The organism is Streptomyces sp. NPDC007162, from assembly GCF_040634175.1.
In the GTDB taxonomy this organism is placed as follows: domain Bacteria; phylum Actinomycetota; class Actinomycetes; order Streptomycetales; family Streptomycetaceae; genus Streptomyces.
Map to the genome: position 1 here is coordinate 1 of NZ_JBEYFC010000133.1, position 20,073 is coordinate 20,073.

General features: G+C 71.2%; 18 protein-coding genes and 1 pseudogene. 8 read left to right on the forward strand and 11 right to left on the reverse strand.

What is annotated here, in order from left to right; genetic code table 11:
* Window positions 1-408 precede the first annotated feature (408 nt).
* Together ABZ646_RS18070 and ABZ646_RS18075 are read left to right on the forward strand one after the other, a co-directional pair.
* Complete coding sequence (locus ABZ646_RS18070; protein ID WP_360519631.1) at window positions 409-984, forward strand: SigE family RNA polymerase sigma factor; 576 nt, start codon at window positions 409-411, stop codon at window positions 982-984.
* A gap of 116 nt (window positions 985-1,100) precedes the next feature.
* Window positions 1,101-2,207, forward strand: coding sequence for a hypothetical protein (locus ABZ646_RS18075; RefSeq protein ID WP_360519601.1), 1,107 nt, complete (start codon window positions 1,101-1,103; stop codon window positions 2,205-2,207).
* A 40-nt stretch (window positions 2,208-2,247) separates the two neighbouring features.
* Here the strand turns inward: ABZ646_RS18075 and ABZ646_RS18080 are convergent, their stop codons facing one another.
* On the reverse strand, window positions 2,248-3,039 hold the full coding sequence (locus ABZ646_RS18080; protein WP_360519603.1) for an SURF1 family protein: 792 nt from the start codon (window positions 3,037-3,039) through the stop codon (window positions 2,248-2,250).
* A 172-nt stretch (window positions 3,040-3,211) separates the two neighbouring features.
* On the opposite strand from ABZ646_RS18080, the gene ABZ646_RS18085 reads away from it, so the two are divergent.
* Window positions 3,212-5,020 carry a prolyl oligopeptidase family serine peptidase gene (locus tag ABZ646_RS18085; RefSeq protein WP_360519605.1) on the forward strand — a complete coding sequence of 603 codons (1,809 nt, stop codon included), beginning with the start codon at window positions 3,212-3,214 and terminating at the stop codon, window positions 5,018-5,020.
* A 27-nt stretch (window positions 5,021-5,047) separates the two neighbouring features.
* On the opposite strand, the gene ABZ646_RS18090 is transcribed toward ABZ646_RS18085, so the two are convergent.
* Window positions 5,048-6,979, reverse strand: coding sequence for an NAD-binding protein (locus tag ABZ646_RS18090; protein WP_360519607.1), 1,932 nt, complete (start codon window positions 6,977-6,979; stop codon window positions 5,048-5,050).
* A gap of 171 nt (window positions 6,980-7,150) precedes the next feature.
* Between ABZ646_RS18090 and ABZ646_RS18095 the strand changes: the two genes are divergently transcribed.
* A complete protein-coding gene (locus tag ABZ646_RS18095) occupies window positions 7,151-8,257 on the forward strand; it encodes a permease (protein WP_360519609.1) in 1,107 nt (368 codons plus the stop codon).
* On the forward strand, window positions 8,254-9,015 hold the full coding sequence (locus ABZ646_RS18100; RefSeq protein WP_360519611.1) for a TIGR03943 family protein: 762 nt from the start codon (window positions 8,254-8,256) through the stop codon (window positions 9,013-9,015). The genes ABZ646_RS18095 and ABZ646_RS18100 overlap by 4 nt, the downstream gene beginning before the upstream one ends.
* A 24-nt stretch (window positions 9,016-9,039) precedes the next feature.
* On the opposite strand, the gene ABZ646_RS18105 is transcribed toward ABZ646_RS18100, so the two are convergent.
* The 3 genes from ABZ646_RS18105 to ABZ646_RS18115 all read right to left on the reverse strand — a co-directional run bounded on the left by ABZ646_RS18105 (window position 9,040) and on the right by ABZ646_RS18115 (window position 11,166).
* The gene (locus ABZ646_RS18105; protein WP_360519613.1) at window positions 9,040-9,909 is read right to left on the reverse strand and encodes a hypothetical protein; all 870 of its coding nucleotides are present in this window, start codon (window positions 9,907-9,909) and stop codon (window positions 9,040-9,042) included.
* 263 nt (window positions 9,910-10,172) lie between these two features.
* Window positions 10,173-10,295 carry a DUF397 domain-containing protein gene (locus ABZ646_RS18110; RefSeq protein WP_360519615.1) on the reverse strand — a complete coding sequence of 41 codons (123 nt, stop codon included), beginning with the start codon at window positions 10,293-10,295 and terminating at the stop codon, window positions 10,173-10,175.
* Window positions 10,252-11,166, reverse strand: a complete 915-nt coding sequence (locus tag ABZ646_RS18115; protein WP_360519633.1) for a helix-turn-helix transcriptional regulator — start codon at window positions 11,164-11,166, stop codon at window positions 10,252-10,254. Before ABZ646_RS18115 ends, ABZ646_RS18110 begins: the two co-directional genes overlap by 44 nt.
* Before the next feature lie 153 nt (window positions 11,167-11,319).
* Here ABZ646_RS18115 and ABZ646_RS18120 point away from each other — a divergent pair, with 153 nt between their 5' ends.
* Window positions 11,320-11,772 (forward strand): ATP-binding protein, encoded by a 453-nt coding sequence (locus ABZ646_RS18120; RefSeq protein WP_360519617.1) that lies wholly within the window; start codon window positions 11,320-11,322, stop codon window positions 11,770-11,772.
* A 21-nt stretch (window positions 11,773-11,793) separates the two neighbouring features.
* Here the strand turns inward: ABZ646_RS18120 and ABZ646_RS18125 are convergent, their stop codons facing one another.
* The 3 genes from ABZ646_RS18125 to ABZ646_RS18135 all read right to left on the reverse strand — a co-directional run bounded on the left by ABZ646_RS18125 (window position 11,794) and on the right by ABZ646_RS18135 (window position 14,018).
* Complete coding sequence (locus ABZ646_RS18125; RefSeq protein WP_360519619.1) at window positions 11,794-13,020, reverse strand: cation:proton antiporter; 1,227 nt, start codon at window positions 13,018-13,020, stop codon at window positions 11,794-11,796.
* Between the two features lie 7 nt (window positions 13,021-13,027).
* Window positions 13,028-13,513 (reverse strand): TrkA C-terminal domain-containing protein, encoded by a 486-nt coding sequence (locus ABZ646_RS18130; protein WP_360519621.1) that lies wholly within the window; start codon window positions 13,511-13,513, stop codon window positions 13,028-13,030.
* A gap of 112 nt (window positions 13,514-13,625) precedes the next feature.
* On the reverse strand, window positions 13,626-14,018 hold the full coding sequence (locus tag ABZ646_RS18135) for a peptidoglycan-binding domain-containing protein (RefSeq protein ID WP_360519623.1): 393 nt from the start codon (window positions 14,016-14,018) through the stop codon (window positions 13,626-13,628).
* Window positions 14,019-14,176: 158 nt separating this feature from the next.
* On the opposite strand from ABZ646_RS18135, the gene ABZ646_RS18140 reads away from it, so the two are divergent.
* Both ABZ646_RS18140 and ABZ646_RS18145 read left to right on the forward strand, forming a co-directional pair.
* Entirely contained in the window at window positions 14,177-15,238 is a 1,062-nt protein-coding gene (locus tag ABZ646_RS18140; RefSeq protein ID WP_360519625.1) for a methyltransferase, read from the forward strand.
* Window positions 15,239-15,467: 229 nt separating this feature from the next.
* Window positions 15,468-15,875, forward strand: coding sequence for a hypothetical protein (locus ABZ646_RS18145; RefSeq protein ID WP_360519635.1), 408 nt, complete (start codon window positions 15,468-15,470; stop codon window positions 15,873-15,875).
* A 566-nt stretch (window positions 15,876-16,441) separates the two neighbouring features.
* On the opposite strand, the pseudogene ABZ646_RS18150 reads toward ABZ646_RS18145, so the two are convergent.
* The 3 genes and pseudogenes from ABZ646_RS18150 to ABZ646_RS18160 all read right to left on the reverse strand — a co-directional run.
* A pseudogene (locus ABZ646_RS18150) lies at window positions 16,442-16,623 on the reverse strand (ISAs1 family transposase); the annotation flags it as partial.
* Window positions 16,624-16,650: 27 nt separating this feature from the next.
* The gene (locus ABZ646_RS18155; protein ID WP_360519627.1) at window positions 16,651-17,868 is read right to left on the reverse strand and encodes a hypothetical protein; all 1,218 of its coding nucleotides are present in this window, start codon (window positions 17,866-17,868) and stop codon (window positions 16,651-16,653) included.
* A gap of 868 nt (window positions 17,869-18,736) precedes the next feature.
* The coding region (locus tag ABZ646_RS18160) for a glycoside hydrolase domain-containing protein (RefSeq protein ID WP_360519629.1) at window positions 18,737-20,073 on the reverse strand (1,337 nt) is incomplete at its 5' end.

Sequence of the window (20,073 nt, forward strand, 5' to 3'; positions counted from 1 at the left end):
GACGGAACCAACTGATACGGCGGCCTTCGGGACGTACGGACGCATGATCCTGGCGTGGGGACGCCGTGATCGGGGCGTGGGGACGCCCGTTCATATGGGACATAGGGGAAGAGCGGGACGCATGACGGCAATGGAGGCACCGCCGGGTGTACTGCCGGACGCGCGAAGAGCGTCGCCGGTCGCGGCGGGAACGGCGCGGCGGTCGGCGGGGCGGCCCGGTGGAGGCGGCGCGAACGCGTCCGGCACGTCCGCCGCAAAAGTGACGCCCGGCACGTACAACCCCGGCGGGGGTCAGTGTGTCCAACTTGCGTGGCAGAGGTTCTCGAACTCAGTGCGCCCCGCGGCGCGACGGCCCTACGGCCGCCCCGCGTCGGCCTGCGCCCCCGCGTGCCCGGTGCGCCCGGCGGCATGCCGGTGATCGCGCCCATGCCCGCAGCGCGGCCCACCCGCATACCCAGCCAGCGCGACGGCGCGGAGGAGACGGCGGCGGCCGGTACGACGGTCGACCACCTGACCGAGACCTACCGGGCGCACTACCGTTCGCTCCTCGGCCTCGCCGCGCTCCTCCTCGACGACACCGCCTCCTGCGAGGACGTCGTCCAGGAGGCGTTCATCCGTGTCCACTCCGCCCGCAAACGCGTCCGCGACCCGGAGAAGACCCTCGCCTATCTCCGGCAGACGGTCGTCAACCTCTCCCGTTCCGCGCTGCGCCGCCGCATCCTCGGCCTCAAGCTCCTCTCCAAGCCGATGCCCGACATGGCGAGCGCGGAGGAAGGGGCCTACGACCAGCTGGAGCGGCGTGACCTCATCAAGGCGATGAAGGGACTGCAACGCCGTCAGCGCGAGGTCCTGGTGCTGCGCTACTTCGCCGACATGACCGAGGCCCAGGTCGCCGAGACGCTCGGCATATCGCTGGGTTCGGTGAAGGCGTACGGCTCGCGCGGCATCGCGGCGCTGCGGGTCGCGATGGAGGCGTCGGTATGAGGGAGGAAGCGGAGGGGCGGGACTCACATGACCGGCACGAGCCCTACGCCTGGCACGAGCCGATGCCACCACGCCACGAACAAGAGCACACGCAATCGCACGCTGGGAACGGAACTGTGAACCACGGCCCCGACGAAAAGGGCCCGGAGGGCCTCGGCCAGGGCTCTGAAGAACTCCGCAACGACCCCGAGCGGCTCCCCGACGGTGGGCCGGACGGGCTCGGCGCCGACGAGTTGGCGCTGCGGCGGCTGCTGCACACCGCGGTCGACGATCTCGCGCCCCGTGACGGTGCCCTCGACCGGCTGCGCCGTGCCGTGCCCGCCCGCCGGGCCCGCAAGCGTCAGGCCGCCGTCGGGATGGCGGCCGCCGCCCTGTTCATCGGCACCGCGATCCCCGCCCTCGTACACGTCTCCAACTCCGGCGGCACCGACCCCAACACCTCCATGGCCGGCCAGGCCTCCCAGGCCCAGGGCGGCTCGGCCGGCGGCAAGGGCCCGGACGGCGGCACCGGCACCGCGGGCAGCTCCGGCGGCCCGGAGGCCAGCCGGAGCCCCGGCGGCAGCAAGGGGAGCGGCAAGGAGGAGAACACCGGGAGCACGGGCGGCACCAAGGTCGTCCCCACGGCGAGCGCCGCCGGCAGCGCCCCGGTCTGCACCTCCGCCCAGCTCGGCACCCCGGCGGCCACCGTCGGCGCCCCCGACTCGACGGGCGCCGTCTACGGCACCTTCCGCGTCGTCAACGTCTCGTCGACGAGCTGCACCGTCGGCGGCCCCGGCAGCGTCGGCGTCCTTGCGCAGGGCGCGGCCGACGCCACCAAGGTCGCCGCCGCCCGACACGTCTCGGGCGACCCGGCGGCCGGGCTCCCCGACCCGACCACCGAGCTCACCGGCCTGGTCCTGGCACCCGGCGCCGCCTACGAGGAGAAGTTCGCCTTCGTCCCGTCGGCGACCTGCCCGACCAGCGGCTCCGGCACCGGCGGCACCACCGACACCGGCGGCACCACGCCCTCCCCGAGCCCCTCCGAGGACGCGAGCAGCGGCACCGGTACGACCACCTCCGGCACGCAGGGCGTCACCACCCAGATGCTCACCGAGGACGGTACGGCCGACGGCAGCGTCGCGGTCTCGTACACCCCGGAGGCCGGGTCCCCGACCGGCTCTGCGACGGTGCCGAACGCGTGCGCGGGCACGGTCTACTGGACCGGGGTCCTGGCGGCGCAGTGACGCCCACGGCCGAGGCCCCGGACGTCCGTGCCGGGGCCGGTCAGACCGCGGCCGTCGGCTGCTGCGCTTCCTCTTCCGGGACCAGCCCGAGCTCCGCGTCCCGGGCGAACTCCGCCTCACGGCGCAGCAGCCGGAACCACATGAACACCACGAACCCCGCGAAGACGAACCACTCACCGGTGTAGCCGAGGTTCTGGAACGCCTTCAGGTCGAGCCCCGAGTTGTCCGGCGCGGTCGCCGGTACGGCCGTCATCCCCGCGTCGGCCTTGTCCAGGGTGATCCAGGCGTCGTACACCGGGTACGGCACCAGGTTCACCAGCGAGGCCGCGCTGATCGCCGCCGTCTGCCCGGACGGCAGTCCGCCCTCGGCGCTGACGCCGTTGTCCCCCGGAGTCTCGGAGGCCTGGAGCGCGCCGGTGACGGTGACCTCGCCGGTGGGCGGGGCGGGCGCCTTCGCGGCGTCGGCCTTGCCGGGCAGCCAGCCGCGCACCACGGGCAGGGCCTTGCCGGAGTCGGTGCGCAGCAGGGTCAGCACGTAGTAGCCGTCACGGCCGTCGAGCTGCCGGTCGGGCACCAGCAGCTGCTTGGCGTACCGGCCGCTGACGGTGGCCCGCTTGCCGGAGGTGGCCTGGTCGACGGGGAGCAGGTCGGCCAGCGGCCGGGCCGCTTCCGTCCTGGCCGTCACGACCTGCTCGTCGGCGCTGCGGTGCGCTTCCACCCGCGCCTCGAAGCGGCTCAGCTGCCACGACCCCATGAAGATGCAGAACGGGATGGCGAGCAGCACGAAGACGTTGATGCCCCACCAGCGGGGTGTCAGCAGGAACCGGTACACCCTGTCCACGGTACGGGGCGCTTTGCGGGGGCTTGGGAGTGGGGTGGGCGCGCCCGCACCGGTTTTGCCGAACCGAACGGTGACCTGGTTGTTCGCAAAGTTATCCACAGGCTGAGGGCGCGAGCAGCGCATTGTGGGCGGGGGCAGGCACTATGGGGCCATGACTGCGGCCATGAGTGAGAGCGACATGCCGGACTGGGAGAAGCGCTTCCGCGCCCCTCGGGTCTCCCTGCCGGACTGGGCGGAGGACGCCCCCGACCGTTCCCTGTTCGTGTCGAACGCGACGGGGACGTACGAGCTGTACGCCTGGGACCGCGCGAGCAGCGAGCAGCGCCAGGCGACGAACCGGCCGAACGGCACGACGGACGGGCTGCTCTCCCCGGACGGCGCGTGGATCTGGTGGTTCGACGACAAGGACGGCGACGAGTTCGGCGTCTGGCGCCGCCAGCCCTTCGAGGGCGGCGCGGACGAGGAGGCGACGCCGGGCCTGGAGCCGTCGTACCCCTCGGGCCTGGCCCTCGGCCGGGACGGCCGCACGGCCGTCGTGGGCCGCTCGACGGATGCCGAAGGTACGACGATCTACCTGGTCAGAACGGGCGAGGCGCCGTCGGAGATCTACCGGCACGTCGAGTCGGCGGGCGTCGGAGACCTCTCCCACGACGGGTCGCTGATCGCGATCGAGCACACCGAGCACGGTGACGCGATGCATTCGGCGCTGCGCGTGGTCCGCCCCGACGGCACGAAGGTCGCGGAGCTGGACGACACCAGGGGCGGCGCCGAGGAACTGGGCCTGGAGGTGCTGGGTTTCGCCCCGGTCGAGGGCGACCCGCGGCTGCTCATCGGCCATCAGCGGCGGGGCCGCTGGGAGCCGCTGGTCTGGGACGTCGTGACCGGCGCGCAGACGGACCTGACCCTGGACCTTCCGGGCGACGTGAGCGCGGAGTGGTACCCGGACGGCAGCGCGCTGCTGATCGCGCACAGCCACAAGGCCCGCAGCGAACTGTTCCGCTACGACCTCGGCACGCAGGAGCTGACCCGGATCCCCACCCCGCCGGGAACCGTCTCCGGGGCCACGGCCCGCCCGGACGGCACGGTCGAGTACCTCTGGTCGTCCGCGGCCGAGCCGCCGGTGGTCCGCTCCACGACGGGCGCGGTCGTCCTGGACCCGCCCGGTATGAAGTGCCCCCCGTCGGTCCCGGTCTCGGACGCGTGGGTGGAGGGGCCGGGCGGTCCCGTCCACGCCCTGATCCAGAAGCCGGCCGGTGCCGTCGGCCCGCTCCCCACGGTCTTCGACCTGCACGGCGGCCCGACCTGGCACGACAGCGACAGCTTCGCGGCAGGCCCGGCGGCCTGGGTGGACCACGGCTACGCGGTGGTCCGCATCAACTACCGGGGCTCCACGGGCTACGGCCGCGCCTGGACGGACGCGCTCAAGCACCGGGTGGGCCTGATCGAGCTGGAGGACGTCGCGGCGGTACGGGACTGGGCGGTCGAGTCCGGCCTCGCCGACCCGGACCGGCTGATCCTGACCGGCGGCTCCTGGGGCGGGTACCTCACCCTCCTCGGTCTCGGCACCCAGCCCGCGTCCTGGGCGGTGGGCATCGCCGTCGTCCCGGTCGCCGACTACGTCACGGCGTACCACGACGAGATGGAGTCGCTGAAGGCGATGGACCGCACGCTGCTCGGCGGCACCCCGGAGGAGGTCCCGGACCGCTTCGCCGCGTCCTCGCCCCTGACGTACGTCGACGACGTGAAGGCCCCCGTCTACATCTCGGCCGGTGTCAACGACCCCCGCTGCCCCATCCGCCAGATCGACAACTACGTGAGCCGCCTGGCAGCCCGCTCGGCCCCCCACGAGGTCTACCGCTACGACGCGGGCCACGGCTCCCTGGTGGTCGACGAACGCATCAAGCAACTGAGGCTGGAGATGGAGTTCGCGGAACGCCACCTGAAGGAGACGCCGGCAGAGGCGCCCCTTTAGAGCTCAGCCCCCACCCACCCCCACCCCTCAACTCACCGAGTCGGGCGGGTGGGTGGGCGGCACCCTCCCCGACAACTCCGCCAACCCCCTCCGAGTGGCGGCCACCACCACCCGATCCCCACCCCGCATCACATACCCCCCGTCCGCAACCCCCGCCCGGCCCTCCAACCCCAGCACCCGCCAAGCCCCCACCCGAAACGCCCCTTCCACGGTCCGCCCCTCCAACTGCGGATGCCCACCCACCCCCAACACCGCCACCAGCAACACCTTCCGCTCGACCGCGATCGCCCCGAGGATCTGCCGCCCCAGCATCGCCCCGGCGAAGGACGGCGCCGCCAGGTACGACACACTCCGGCTCCGGGTGATCGCCCGGGGGTGCGCCGTCCGCAACGTCCGGTACACGGCGGTCGCGAAGTCGTCGTCGTACAGCCGCAGCACGGCCTTCAGATCCGGCCGCACGGACCGCGCGTACAGCACCGCCTCCAGATTCGTGGTGTCCGCGCTGGTCACCGCGAGCAGCGCCTGCGCCCGATGGATCTTGGCGGCCTCCAGGACCCCCTCCTGGGTGACGTCCCCGAGCACCACCGGCACCCGCAGCCGCCGCGCCACCGCCAGCCCGCGCGCGTCGGGATCGGACTCCACGCACACCACCGGGACGTGCAGTTCGTGCAGCCGGGTCAGCACCCGCGTCCCGATCTTCCCCAGCCCGAGCAGCACCACGTGCCCGCTCAGCCCGCGCGGCGGCTTCCGCAACGCGGACGTCGTCCGGAAGGTCCCGAGCGCTTCGAGCACCGCCGCCAGCAGCACCGGCAGCAACAGCAACCCCATCAACCCCGACAGCAACTGAAGGATCTGCCGCCCGAGCGACTCCCCGATCGCGGGATTGTCGATGGCGAACAGGTCGAGGAGCGTGTAGTAGAAGGCCCGTACCGGATGGATGCCCGTCACGATCGACAGCGCGACCGCGAGCGCGACCACACACCCCACGAGTCCGGCCAGCGACCACCTGAGCCGCCGCGAGAACAGCGAGGCGAGCGCCGGTACGACCCCGGCCCCGACGCCGTTGCCGCGCCCCAGCCCGCCCGGCGCCGCCGCCCCCGCGGACGACGACACCTGTTCGAGCACCAGCACGCCCCGGCCGTCCGCGGCGCGTACCTCCGCCTCGTCGGGCAGCAGCCGGGGCCCCTGGTCGGTGCCGTCCCCGGCGGGCAGCGGACCGGTGTTGTTCGCGGAGAGCAACGCCAGCGGAAACAGCCCCAGGTCGGCGTCCCGCCGGTCGGCCCCGGAACCGGGCGGCAGTTCCACCGCCCGCAGCACCAGCCCGTCCGTCTGGATGACCTTGCCGTGCCCGGCGAGCGCGGTGGCGGCGAGGGCGGGGGCCGCGGTGTCGGCGTCGGAGAGGACGATCGTGGCGGCGTCCCCGGCCCCGTCGTCCGCGTCCCCGATCGCCAACGCGGCCGCCTGGTCGAGGAGTTCCTCGATGTGCTGGCCGAGCCGCCGGTTGTAGAGCCGCAGGACCAGCCGCAGTCTGGGGTTGAGCCGGCGGGCGGTGAGGGCGGCGCGGATGTTGGTCTCGTCGTCGTCGTAGACGAGGGCGAGCGCGCCGGCCCGCTCCACGCCCGCCTCGGCGAGCACGGACTCGGTGGCTTCGAGGGCCTCCAACAACCGTTCCCCGCGCGGGCCTTCCCCGGTGACCGGACCCGTACCGCCGGTGCTGCCGGAGCCGCCGTTGCCGCCTCCGTTGCCGCTGCTGCCGGCGCCGTTGGCGGTCGCCCGTCCGACGGCGGCGCTCACCACCCGGTCGATCAGCGCGGCCGAGGCGGCGCGGGCCCGTCCGACGACCGGCGGCCGGGCGGTGCGCCCGTTCGGCGGCACGACCAGGGTGACCTGTTCGCCGTACACCGTGCGCAACTCGGCGGCCAGCCGGTGCGCGAGCCCGTCGTCGCCGCACACCACCATGGGTGCCGGACCCCCACCACCTTGATACGGAACGCTCGCCACGAGGGAAAAGACTGCCTCAACGGGACGCATGGTTCCAGCAACGAAGTGAACAGCCGCCCCCGGCCGCCCGTAGGGAGGGAGAGGGAGCATAATCCCGGATCTGACCGAAGTGCCGGAGGTATCCGTCCCGTGGCCATCACCGAGAAAGCCGCCCCGCCCGGGTCGGCCGCCGCCCACGAGGGGCACCCCGGCGCCGCCGACCCGGACCGCCCGGGCCGCAACGGCAGCTCCGGCCGCCCCAGCCGTTCCGGTCGCTCCAGCCGTTCCGGTCGCTCCGAGCAGGAGGGCTGGCACCTCAACTCGCCCCTCGTCCTGACCCTGTTGCTGCTCCTGGTCGTGGTCTTCCAGGGGCCGGTGCGCGGTGCGCTGTCCAAGCCGGTGATGCAGAGCTGGATGACGGTGTTCGTGGCGGTGGTCGTCCAGGCGCTCCCCTTCCTCGTCCTCGGCGTGCTGCTCTCCGCGGCCCTCGCGGTGTTCGTGCCGCCGTCCTTCTTCGCCCGCGCCCTGCCCAGCCGCCCCGCCCTCGCGGTTCCGGTCGCGGGCCTGGCCGGTGCGATCCTGCCGGGCTGCGAGTGCGCGTCGGTCCCGGTGGCGGGCGCCCTGGTCCGCCGGGGCGTCACTCCGGCCGCGGCGATCGCCTTCCTCCTCTCCGCCCCGGCGATCAACCCGATCGTGCTGACGGCGACGGCGGTGGCGTTCCCGCGCAACCCCGAGATGGTGCTGGCGCGGTTCGCCGGCAGCCTGCTGGTCGCGTGCGTGATGGGCTGGCTGTGGCAGCGGGTGGGCCGCACCGACTGGCTGCGTCCGCCGGCGCACGCGCACCACGAGGGCGAGACGAAGATGGAGGCGTTCTGGTCCTCGGTCCGGCACGACACCGTCCACGCGGGCGGGTTCCTGGTGCTGGGTGCGATGGCCGCGGCGACGCTGAAGGCGGTGGCCCCGGCGGAATGGCTGCGCACGGCGGCCGCCAACCCGGTGGTCGCGATCCTCGCGCTGTCGATCCTGGCCGTGCTGCTGTCCATCTGCTCGGAGGCGGACGCGTTCGTGGCGGCCTCCCTGACCCAGTTCTCCCTCACCGCCAAGCTGGCGTTCCTGATCGTGGGCCCGATGATCGACCTGAAACTCTTCGCCATGCAGGCGGGCACCTTCGGCCGCGGCTTCGCCCTGCGCTTCGCCCCCGCCACGTTCGTCGCCGCCATCGCGGGCGCGCTGGTCACCGGGGCGGTGCTGCTGTGAACCGGCAGGCTCAGGCGGCGGTGCTGTTCCTGGTCGGGGCGGCCCTCCTGCACGCGGGCACGACCAACCTCTACCTGCGCTACGTCAAGGCGGGCCTGCAGCCGCTGATCCTGGCGGCGGGCGCGGTCCTGATCGTCGCGGCGCTGGCGACGGCGTGGTACGAGTGGCGAGCCCGCACCCGCACCAAGCCCGCCCAGGACCACGAACACGAACACGACCACGACCCCGACCCCGACCCCGCGCACGCTCACCGCGAACCCCGCATCTCCTGGCTCCTGGTCCTCCCGCTCCTCGCCCTGATCCTCGTCGCCCCGCCCGCCCTCGGCTCCTACAGCGCGGTGCGTGCCGGTACGGCCCTGCAACAGCCGTACGGGTACATGAAGTTGCCGAAGTCGGACCCGATCCCGATCAACCTGGTCGATTACGCGGGCCGCGCGGTCTACGACCACGGCCGTTCGTTCGGCGGCAGGAGCGTGCGCATCACGGGTTTCGTGGCCCTGGACAAGAGCGGCGCCCCCTACCTGGTCCGCATGGCCCTCAACTGCTGTGCGGCGGACGCCCAGCCGGTGAAGGTGGCCCTCACGGGCAAGATCCCCCCGGTCCTCCAGCCGGACGCCTGGCTCCAGGTGACGGGCACGTACACCGCCCGCGTGACCCACGACCCGGTGAACAACGGCCCGATCCCCTACCTGGAGGTCACCCAGGCCAAGCCGATCCCGGTCCCGTCCGACCCGTACGACGAGAGCTGGAACAACTGACGAGCCCCGCTCAGGGCCACTGGCTCAGGCGACGTCGGAGAGGTGCCGGCCGTGGTCTCGGCAGTCTCGGCAGTGGCCGGGTTCCTGGGCGCGGAATCCTCGGTCGCAGCCGTCGCAGTTCCACATGGGTGCGACGGTCCGGGCGGCCGGTGGCGCCGTGATCCTCGCCGGTGCTCGGAGGGGCGTCTCCTTGAGCCGGTAGGCGAGGATGCCGGCCGGGCGGGTCAGGAGGCGGTCCGGGAGGCCTGCGGTGAGGAGGTCGGTGATGTGGGTGGGCGGGAGGCCCGCCGCGAGCCAGCGGGTGACGCCCGGGGCGAGGCGGGCGGCATCCTGCTCGGACAGGACGAGGCGGGGGTCGATCCGGCGCAGGGCGGCGAGCAGGGTGATGGCCTCGGGGTGGGCTTCGGCGAGCGGGGGCGGTGTGTCGGCCTGCGCCGGTACGGGTGCTTGCACTGTTTCCTGCACTGCCCCTGGCGTGGGCGCGGGTACGGCCGGTGGCTTGCGGGGGCGGCGGGGCTTCGGTGGTTCGGGAGGCCCGGGGTTTCCGCCGGGGACGTCGTAGAAGTACGTCCGGGTGCGGATCTGGCCGGTGGGTGTCCGCTCGCGGCGGCGTTCCAGGTAGCCGTCCTCTTCCAGTTCCCTGAGGGCGCGGGAGATCAGGATCTCGCCCTCGGTGAAGTGCTTGCACAGGGCGGCGATGCTCACGGATGAGCCGTCGGGCAGGGAGGAGATGTACGCCGCGACACCGACCGTGACCGCGCTGCCGGGCCGCTGTGCGAGGGCGTTGGAGATCACGGTGAAGTCGGCGGAGAGCCGGGTGCGGACATGGATCACGCCGGAGGTCGGGAGTCCGGCGTCGGCGCGCGAGGGCGCGTTAGACTGCGGGTCAGCCATCGGGAAGGTGTTCACTTCCTGATCGGTCAGGCCCTCGTTCGGGATGCCAGTCCCGGCCGGGGGCCGTCGTCTGTGTGCGGTTGTCGCCGCGAACGTAACGGTCCGTGTCCCGCCCCTGCAAGCCGGTCACCCGGACGGGTGACGCGGGCCGTGCGGCCGGGGAGGGTGGGTGGGCGGGTAGTTCTTTCCCCCGGTTCTTTGGGGAGGTCAGCGGCCCACCGGACCCTCGCGGACAAGGGTCCGGCGAGCCCGGGACGGCGGCCTCAGCCCTTCAACTCGCCTATGAAAGCGGCCCAGGCGGTGGCGTCGAAGCACAGTGCCGGACCGTGCGGGACCTTGCTGTCACGGACGGGGACGGCGCCGGGGAACCCGTCGGCCACCTCCACGCAGTTGCCGCCCTCCTGATTGCTGTAGCTGCTCCTGCGCCAGACGGCGTCGTTCAGATCGGGACGGGACGTTCGCTCCACGGTGACTGTCCTCCATCACGGATCGGATCATGTCGAGCGACATGAGCGGGGGCAGGGCTGCCGCCCGTAGCCGATCGTAGGTCAGCCCGAAACTCCTGACCTCGTGCGGATCCTCGATGAGTTGGCCGTAGTGAGCGCCCTCCGTGTAGGCGGCCTCCGAGTCGTCCGGCATCGTCAGCAGCGTGAGCGAGCCGCCCATGACGTCGTGCTCGCCTTGGTCGAACGGCAGTACCTGCACGGTGAGATGGGACTCCGTCGCGGTGTCGAGCAGTCGCTCCAACTGCTCCCGCATCACCGCCGGGCCACCGACCGGACGCCTCAGCACTGCCTCGTCGAGGACCACCCACAACTCCGGCCGGTCGGCCATACGGAGCCGTGCCTGACGGCCCATGCGGGCGGTGACCCGCTCCTCCAACTGCTGCTTGCCGTCGAGGGTTCGACCGACGCTCAGCACGGCCCGCGCGTAGGCCTCGGTCTGCAACAGGCCCGGGACGACGTGCGCCGCGTACTCACGAATGGCCACCGCCCGCTCCGAGTAGGCCATGAACTTCCGTGACCAGTCCGGGAACGCCTCCCGGTACACGTACGGCCACAGCTCCGCCAGCAGGTCGTCGGTGCCCAGGACCGCGTCCAGCGCCCGCGCCAGTTCGAACGTCGGCTTCGCTCCGGAAGCCCGCTCGATCTGGGTGATCCGGGTGCTCACCACGTGTACGGCGGCACCGAGTTCGGCCTGGGTCAGTCCGGCGGCGACGCGGAGTCTGCGCACCCGTGCACCGAACAGCGCCGCCATCGACGTACTGGAGTCAATTCCGTTGGCCAAGGCATCACTTCCGTCCCTTACGAACCGAGAAGTAAGGCTGTGTCACCTTCCGAGCCTAGGGCGCCCCGACGACCCTTGAGTACGGAACGTAACGACTCACGTACAGGAAAGAGCGGTCGAGCTGTGCTGACAGAAGCGGTCACTTCGGAGAAGGAACCCAAGGAACCCCGTTGGAGCGCGCAGTTCGCGTCCTCGGCGCAAGGAGCGCGGCACGCTCGGCACCATGCCGTGCGGTGCCTGGCGGAGTGGGGGTTTCCCGCCGCGTCGGACGCGTCGTGCGCGGTCGCTCTCGTCGTCGCCGAACTCGCCGCCAACGCGGTGCGGCACGGCCGGGTGCCGGGGCACACCTTCGGGCTCCGGCTGGTCCGCGACGTGGCTGCGGGCCTGGTCCGTGTCGAGGTCGCGGACGCCGCGGCCGCGAGGAGGCCGCCTGTCGCCGCGCCCCGGGCCGTCCCCGACGGGGAGTCGGGGCGTGGCCTGCTCCTGGTGGATGCCCTCGCGATGCGGTGGGGATGTGCGCCCCGGCAACCCGTGGGCAAGACGGTGTGGGCCGAGGTGGCCGTCAACTCGCCGTGAGTGAGGTGTCGTTGCGACCGGTCAGGTGCGGCCCACCGTGTCCGGGTCGGCGACTCGGGGTTCGGGGAGCGGGACCGGTTCCGTCGGCTTGGAGCGGCGGGTCAGGCGGCGGGCCACGGGTTCGGTGTAGCGGGCCGTGAGGGGGCCGACGATGACGAGGATCAGGACGTAGGCGGTGGCCAGGGGGCCCAGGGAGGGTTCTATGCCCGCGGTGACCGCGAGGCCGGCTATGACGATCGAGAACTCGCCGCGGGCGACCAGGGTGCCGCCCGCCCGCCAGCGGCCCTTCGCCGAGATCCCGGCGCGCTTCGCGGCCCAGTAGCCGGTGGCGATCTTCGTCGGCGCGGTGACGACCGCCAGCGCGAGCGCGGGCAGCAGCACCGGCGGGATGCTCGACGGGTCGGTGTGCAGGCCGAAGAAGACGAAGAAGACGGCCGCGAAGAGGTCCCGCAGGGGTGCCAGGAGGTGGTGGGCGCCCTCCGCGACCTCCCCGGAGAGCGCTATGCCGACGAGGAACGCGCCCACCGCGGCGGAGACCTGGAGCTGCTGGGCGATGCCCGCGACGAGCAGGGTCAGGCCCAGCACCACGAGGAGCAGCTTCTCGGAGTCGTCGCTGGAGACGAAACGGGAGATGTGCCTGCCGTAGCGGACCGCGATCAGCAGCACCAGTCCGGCCACCCCGAGGGCGATGGCGAGGGTCAGGCTGCCCGCGGCCAGGCCCGCGCCGGCCAGCAGCGCGGTGACGATCGGCAGGTAGACGGCCATGGAGAGGTCTTCGAGGACCAGGATGCTCAGGATCACCGGCGTCTCCCGGTTGCCGAGCCGTCCCAGGTCGCCGAGGACCTTGGCGATCACCCCGGACGAGGAGATCCAGGTGACGCCGGCCAGCACCACGGCCGCCACCGGTCCCCAGCCCAGCAGGAGGGCCATGACGGCACCCGGCAGCGCGTTGAGCGCGGCGTCCACCAGGCCCGCCGGGTACTGGGACTTCAGGTTGGAGACGAGATCGCTCGCGGTGTACTCCAGACCGAGCATCAGGAGCAGCAGTACGACGCCGATCTCGGCGCCGATCGCGACGAACTCCTCGCTGGTGCCGAGCGGATAGAGGCCCCCTTTGCCGAAGGCGAGCCCGGCCAGCAGGTAGAGGGGGATGGGCGAGAAGCTGAAGCGCCCGGCGAGGCGGCCGAGCAGGCCCAGGCCGAGGATGATCGCCCCGAACTCGATCAGGAAGACGGCGGAGTCGTGCACGGCGGCCTCACTCCCGCCCGAGTATCGCGGCGGCCGCGTCGACGCCCTCGCGGGTGCCGATCACGATGAGCGTGTCCCCGCCGGCGAGCCGGAAGTCCGGCGCGGGCGAGGGGACCGCCTCGGCACGGCGCAGCACGGCCACGATGGACACCCCCGTCTCGGTCCGCATCCGCGTCTCGCCCAGGAGACGGCCGTTCCAGTACGACGTGGCGCCCAGCTCGATCCGTTCGGCGACCAGGCCGAGGTCGGTGGTGGAGAGCAGGTTCGGGCTGTGGTGCGTCGGTATCAGCGCGTCGATGAGCGCGGCCGTCTCCCCGGAGGACAGCCGCACCGACAGGGCGCAGGCGTCGGGGTCCTCCTGGCGGTAGGCGCTCAGGATGCGCGAACCGTCCCGGTGCGCGACCACGGACAGCCGGTCCTGCTCCTTCGTGGTGAGGTCGTAACGGACCCCGATTCCCGGCAACGGCGTCCTGCTCAGGCGTGGCGCCCCCAAGGCTGGCTCCCTCGTCTCGTCCCAGCTCGTCCTTTGCGATTTCTTTAACCACCCTAACGGGTGCGTTCGCAAAGCGGTGTCGACAAGGGGTGCCGGGGGGCCGGGGACTGTCTCAGGCCGGGTAGGGGACGTAGCAGTCCAGGGCCGGGTGGTACAGGGACTGCCAGGTGCGGCCCTCGACGACTCCGCTCGCCGGCAGGCCGTGGCAGGTCTGGATCCACTCGATCTTCTTCAGCAGGGCGGTGCCGTAGACACCGTCGGGCGCCAGCTTGGGCGGCTGTCCGCCCCACGCGTTGCTGAGGCACTGCGCCTGGCTGACCGCCGCGCCGGTGTCGCCGTACCTGAGGGTCGGCCGGAAGTCGGAGGACACGTAGGCGCAGGAACGGCCGGGGTTGGGGCTGGGGCCGGGTCCGGGGGTGGCGGCGACGGCGGTGTGCGGCACGGCCAGGCCGAGCGCGGCGGTCGCGGTGAGCGCGGCCGAGGTGAGCAGTCGGTTCCGTTTCATGCCCGCTCCTTCAAGGGCGACTTCCGCCCATGGTCGCGCGCTGCGGTGTTCCTAAGGTGAGCCATGCGGACAACGATGTCGCGACGCGCGGAGACAGAGACTGCGCGCTTGCTTCCATGCTTCCGCCTCATGGTGAGTACTGAAGGGTTTTAGCTGTCATGTCTGACACCAATCGCGGCACCGACGTTCCGTCGGGCACCTCCGCAGCCGATCCCGCTGCCGATGCCGCCGCTGTCTTCGACCTGCTGATCGGCCTTGTCCGTGCCCAAGTTCTGAGGGGCATAGCGGCGCTGCACGTCGCCGACCACCTCTTTGACGGAGCGATGACGGCTGAGGAGGTGGCCGAACGCGAGGGCAGTCATCCGCAGGCCACGTACCGTCTGATGCGCGCGGCCTCCTCGATCGGCCTGCTGAGCTACGAGGGGGGCCGTCGTTTCGGTCTCACCGGCCGGGGCCTTCTGCTGCGTTCCGGGGTCCCCGGGTCCATGCGCTCCCTGGTGCTGGCCCAGACCGGCCAGGCGCTCTGGCAGTCCTGGGCGACCTTCTCCGAGGCCGTGCGGGAAGGCAAGACCCAGACCAAGAAGGCACTGGGGATGGAGATCTTCGAGTACTACGCCAAGCCGGAGAACGCCGCGGAAGCGGCCCTCTTCGCCCAGGCGATGGGAGACCTGTCGGGCCTGGTGACGCAGGGCGCCGTGGCCGCCGTATCCACCGACGGTGTGTCCACCGTCGTCGACGTTGGCGGTTCGAACGGTGATTTTGTCCTGGCGCTGCTGGAGGCCGACCCCGGGCTGAGCGGGCAGGTCCTCGACCTGCCGCACGTCGTCGAGGCCGCCCGTGGTGAGGCCGACAAGCGCGGCCTGTCCGGCCGTTTCTCCGCAGTGGGTGGCGACTTCTTCGTGGAGGTTCCCCCGGCCGACCTCTACCTGGTGAAGACGATCTTGCACGACTGGGACGACGACCAGTGCACGACGATCCTGCGTAACTGCCGATCTGCCGTGCACGAGGGGGGACGCGCGCTGGTCGTCGAGATGGTCGTCGGCGAGATCGGCAAGCCCGACCTGGCCACCCTGTCGGACATGGCCATGCTCACCACGACGAACGGCATGGAACGCGACCTGGCCGAGTTCGATGCCCTGTTCGCGGCCTCGGGATGGCGCCGCGTGAAGACGTACCCCGTGGGTAATGGTTACTTCGGCTTGGAGCTCGTCGCCGTCTGACCCAGATGACGGCTCGATTGCCTAACTGGCTCTAACAAAAGCGGTTGATCATGTGACTGTCTACTTGATCGCTCGCTGACGAGGGCATGGGGAAGCGTCAGGCGTGGCCGTGGATCGTGTCGGACGAGCTGTGGTCGCTCATCGAGCCGTTGCTGCCCGAACCACCGCCCAAGCAGGTCGAGGGACGGTCACGCGTGCCCGACCGGCAGCCCCCGCCCGACGTACCTGTGTGCGCACACCCCCCCACGCACAGCGCGTCCGTACCTGGTTCGGCACGGAGACCGAGGACTCCGCCACGTCGATCCTGCGCGCCCTGCTCGCTGTCACCAAGTACGCGGCCTGGCCCAGGACGGCGGTCGTCACGGAACTCATGGCCTGCGTTCCCCTGGCGGTCGCCGTCGGCTACCTGCGCCAGCCCGATGTGGAACTGCCGCTTCCCGGGGCCGGGTTCGCGCGCAAGATCCATGCCCCGCTCGCTACCGCCGCCAGCACACCGTCTGCGTCCGGCACGGTCCCTGCCCGGCCCGACGCCCACGACCGCCAAGGACAGGACTTCCATCAGACGGTGTCCGCGGCACACACCGCAGGGAACCCCACGGCGGCTCCTTCCCAGATGGGAAAGACCGCACCGCATTGAGCAGGATGCCCCGGTCCCGGCCCCGGGATGACGAACAGCTGCCCGGCCCGTCCGGTGGGCATGACGTCCTGCAGGGTGTCCGGGCGCTTGTTGCCGGTCGCGTCCGGTATCGCCACCGTGCGCGTGTCCAGGCCCGCGACACATCGGGCGGAGCCGCGGCGCGGGGAGACGTCGCAGTTGCCGTCAGTGTCCGGGCTGGCGACCATGAACAGCGCCGAGCATCCGATCAACCGCCAGCTCTCCTAGGTGATTTCGGTCTACTTGCGCACGGCCGCTTCGCCGGGGAGTGCGTAGGCCGGGCGCAGCGCCTCTTGGCCGGACACGGCGCCGAGGGTGAACGGGCCGGAGTCAGGCCTCGTTCGAAGGCCGGCTGGATGGCGCGCAGGGCGGCCGGGCCGGATTCGGTGCCCGAGGTGTGAAGGATCACGCCGAGGCAGACCGCGGGGTAGGCGCCGGCGAGGTCGCCATGGCCGTGGCCCGGGAATGCGGCCATCACGGCGTAGCGGAACTCGCTTCGCTTCTTCGGCGGTCAGGCCCGTGACGGCGCAGACGGTCTTGCTGGATCACTTCTTCGCTCCGTAGAGGCGGCGACGGCGCCGGATCCGCAGGACCTGATGTTCTTCCAGGGCAGGGCATGGAGTTGGCGGGCTTGGTTGCGCTGGTTGTTCTTGATGGTCAGCAGGTAGTGGGCGCCGCGTTCGTGCAGGTAGGTGGCGTGGTCTCGTTGGGCGGGGAGGGCATCGGCCGTATTCGTGCCGGAGAGCGGATCTGATCGTCAGTCGGTCCGCGACACGGCCTCGACCACACTGATCTGATGGATCTTGCGCCGGCGCGGGCTGCAGTGGACATCGACGACGTCCCCCACCCGGAACCGGTCCTTGAGCTCCGGGTTCGTTTCGCGTGAGAACATCGGCCGGCTCCACTGGTCGACCTCGAAGGACCAGGCTTTCCGCGTGGCCGGGTCCTCGATGGAGCAGCAGTAGTGCGTGACATCCGTGTACGGGTCGTCGTAGTGAGTGTCGTAGTCCCAGCGCGAGATGACGGCACCGCGAAAGCTCGACTCGTCGGGAACCGCCAGGACACGACGGCGGGCCGGCAGCCACAGGCCCCACAGCAGTACGCCGGTGAGCACCGGAGCGGTGTCCCATTCCCAGCTGAAGGGCGGGCGCGCGGTCAGGGTCACCACGACCATGGGGACGAAGGCGGCGCACACGGTCACGGCCAGCACCACGAACTGCCACAGGTGTCCCCAGCGCGGGGTATCCAGCGGCCCGGCCTCCACGACGTGCCACGATCTGCCGTACGAGGACCAGATCAGCCGCGGCTCGCGTACGGGGAGCGCCGATTCGGGACCAGCCGCTCCCACCTGGCGTTTGGGCAGCCGATGCTCGCCAGCGCGGTCGTGGTTCCGCCACTCGCGCGCGGCCTGCCGTCCGGCGGCCGTCAACCTGGGCCCGGTCTCGAGCGGGACGGCTGACAGCCGTACCAACCCCAACAGGCTGAGCACGAGGACCATTTTGAGAATGATCCGCAGCGTCCACTCGGGACTCCACGACACGCCGGCCCACAGGGCGCCGAACCAGGCCGCGAGGGCCCCACCCCGATACAGCAGCGTCACGTACTTGTTCCGGGCCGGCCGTATGAGCCCAAGGGCCGTCGTCTCGTCGCGGACACTGTTCTGAAAGCCGCGCCACCACACCCAGAACTCGTCGCCGTCGCCCGGCCCGAGGGCGCCTATCGGCACGCGGTCGACACCGCCTCGGCAACGCCGGCGGATGCGTTCGACCACCAGTTCCTCGACGGGCCGCAGCGGTGCCGAGTCGGCGGTACGCGGGACTATCCGTACGGTCACCGTGCCGTCGGCTTTCTGTTCACCCTGTAGTCGGCCCGTGCGGACCATCTCCTGGGCGGTGGTCTCGATGCCCTTCGGGGTTGTCTCTCCGTCTCCCAGAAGCAGGTTTACGACATCCGCGGTCAGCGTTCGATATTTCATACGCACCCCTGAAATGTGACCGAGACGACTGTAGATGCTCTTGGGGATCACCGCATCGGGGAAATCACGTAGCCGAGGCACCGTCGAAGCTGGTGTCCGAGCTGAGAAACACAGGGCGTAACAGGCATGCGCGAACGCCCTCGGGCCTGGTCCAGGGCGACAGCTACCAGGCCAGCGTCACTTTGCAGGGGAGCGGCGACGTCTACCTCCTGACCGTGGACATCGCGATCCCGGGCGGCTCCATCGGCGCCCCGCAGTGCCAGGTGCGCACAGCCGGGACGGGCCCGGTTGATCTGCTGGCATCGGAGGTGTCGATCCGTCAGGACAGCGTGGTCAAGTTCCGTGGCAGCAGCCGCGTCAGCGCGCACGGCCCGATCGCCGAGCCCGTACCTGTCGGTCCCGACGGCAAGCCCGCCGATGTGCACACCAGAACACCGGTGGCCCCCCCGCGAAGTCGAGGCGAAGGGCTTCGCCGGGGTGGCCGAGGGGCTCGTCCCCCGCGCCTCCGTGGACGCCTGGAGGCAGACGGACCCGAGCCGCTTCCTGGCGCCGTTGCTTCCGCCTCGGTGAGAAGGTCCCTCTTCATCAACGTGGGAGTGCCACGTGGTGTGTGCCGCGTCAGTCGTCCTCGGACGTCCCGTCATTGCTGGCGGTGTCGTTGTCCGGTTCCGCAATGAGGGGAGGTGCGCGGGGCGCCTGCCTCGGCTCAATGTCCCGGGTCGCAGCATTTACTGACATATCTGGTTCGGCTGTCCAGGAGAACGTCCGAGAACGACAGACCCCTGGGTTCCGACGTCGTCCGTCGCAGCACAACGCCGGAACCGCTGACACCACGGCGGTTGTTTCTTTGGCACTTCTTCAACATGCGTCACCCGGACGACGGAACCGTCCAGCGCTGGCCGACGCTGCCCGTGCAGGTGGCGATGGTCAGCTGGGTCTTGTCGGTGGCACCGTTGCTCGCCTCGGTGAGGCAGAGGCCGGAGGCCGGGTTGACGATCTCGCCGGACGGGTTCGCCTGCCACTGCTCGGCCTGGGTGCCGTTGCAGGTGTGCAGTTGGACCTTCGCGCCGGAGGTGGTCGCGCCGTCTGTCACGTCCATGCAGTCGTCGAGCACCTGGAGGGTGCCGTCCGGGACGACCTTCCAGGTCTGCGCGCTGGTGCCGTTGCAGGTGTGGATCTGGATGGCGGTGCCGTTCGAGGTGCCCGCGCCGGCGTCGTCAACACACTTGCCGGTGGCGGTCTCGGTGAGCGTGCCGCTGGGCTGCGCCACTCCGGTGCCCGGGGTGCCGTCGTAGGACGGCGGAGCAGCGGAACCGGCTGCGGCCCAGGAGGTGTTGGCGGACGAGGAGAGAGTGAAGTCCAGCTCTGCGGAGCTGCTGAGGTACGAGGCCGGTACGTACGCCTTGTTCCAGGAGTTGCCGTTGAGGCTCAGCGACTGGACATACGGCGAACCGTCCGCTGCCGCTGGGGCGTTGACCGTGAGCGTGTGTGCGCCGGCCGTGACCACCGCCGAGGTGAACATCGGGCTGCCGATGGCCAGGTCGGCGGTGCCCGGGATCTCCGGGTAGAGGCCGAGGGCGGACCACACGTACCAGGCGCTCATCTCGCCGAGGTCGTCGTTGCCGGGCAGCCCGCCCGCTGTGTTGGTCCACAGCTGGTCCTGGACCGCCCGCACGGTGGACTGCGTCTTGTACGGCTCCCCCACCCAGTCGTACTCCCAGGGAAGCCCGATGCTGGGCTCGTTGCCCATGTTGGACTGGGTGCCGATGACGCTGCCCAGGCCCTGGAAGCCGCCGAGCACGCCGTCCAGGTACGACGCCAGGGACGAGGTGCCGCCCTCCAGGGACGCCAGCTTGGCGAGGTTGAAGGGGATCATCGGGGTGTAGGTGAAGGCGTCGCCCTCGGCGAAGTCGTTGGACGAGGTGCCGGTGATCAGCTTGGCGTTGAAGCCGTCCATCCAGCGGCCGTTGGAGTGCTGGGGCTGGATGTAGCCGGAGGACGAGTTGTAGATGTTCTCCCAGTCCTGCGCCCGGTCCTGGAACTTCTTCTGCGTGGCGGTGTCACCGAGCGCGCCCGCGAACGCCGAGATCGCGAAGTCGTCGGTGTCGTACTCGAAGTGGGTGAAGGTGACGCCGATGACGTCCGGCATCGGGGTGTGCGCGGTGATCGTCACGACCGGTCCCTTCAGCAGGTCGCCGCGGTGGC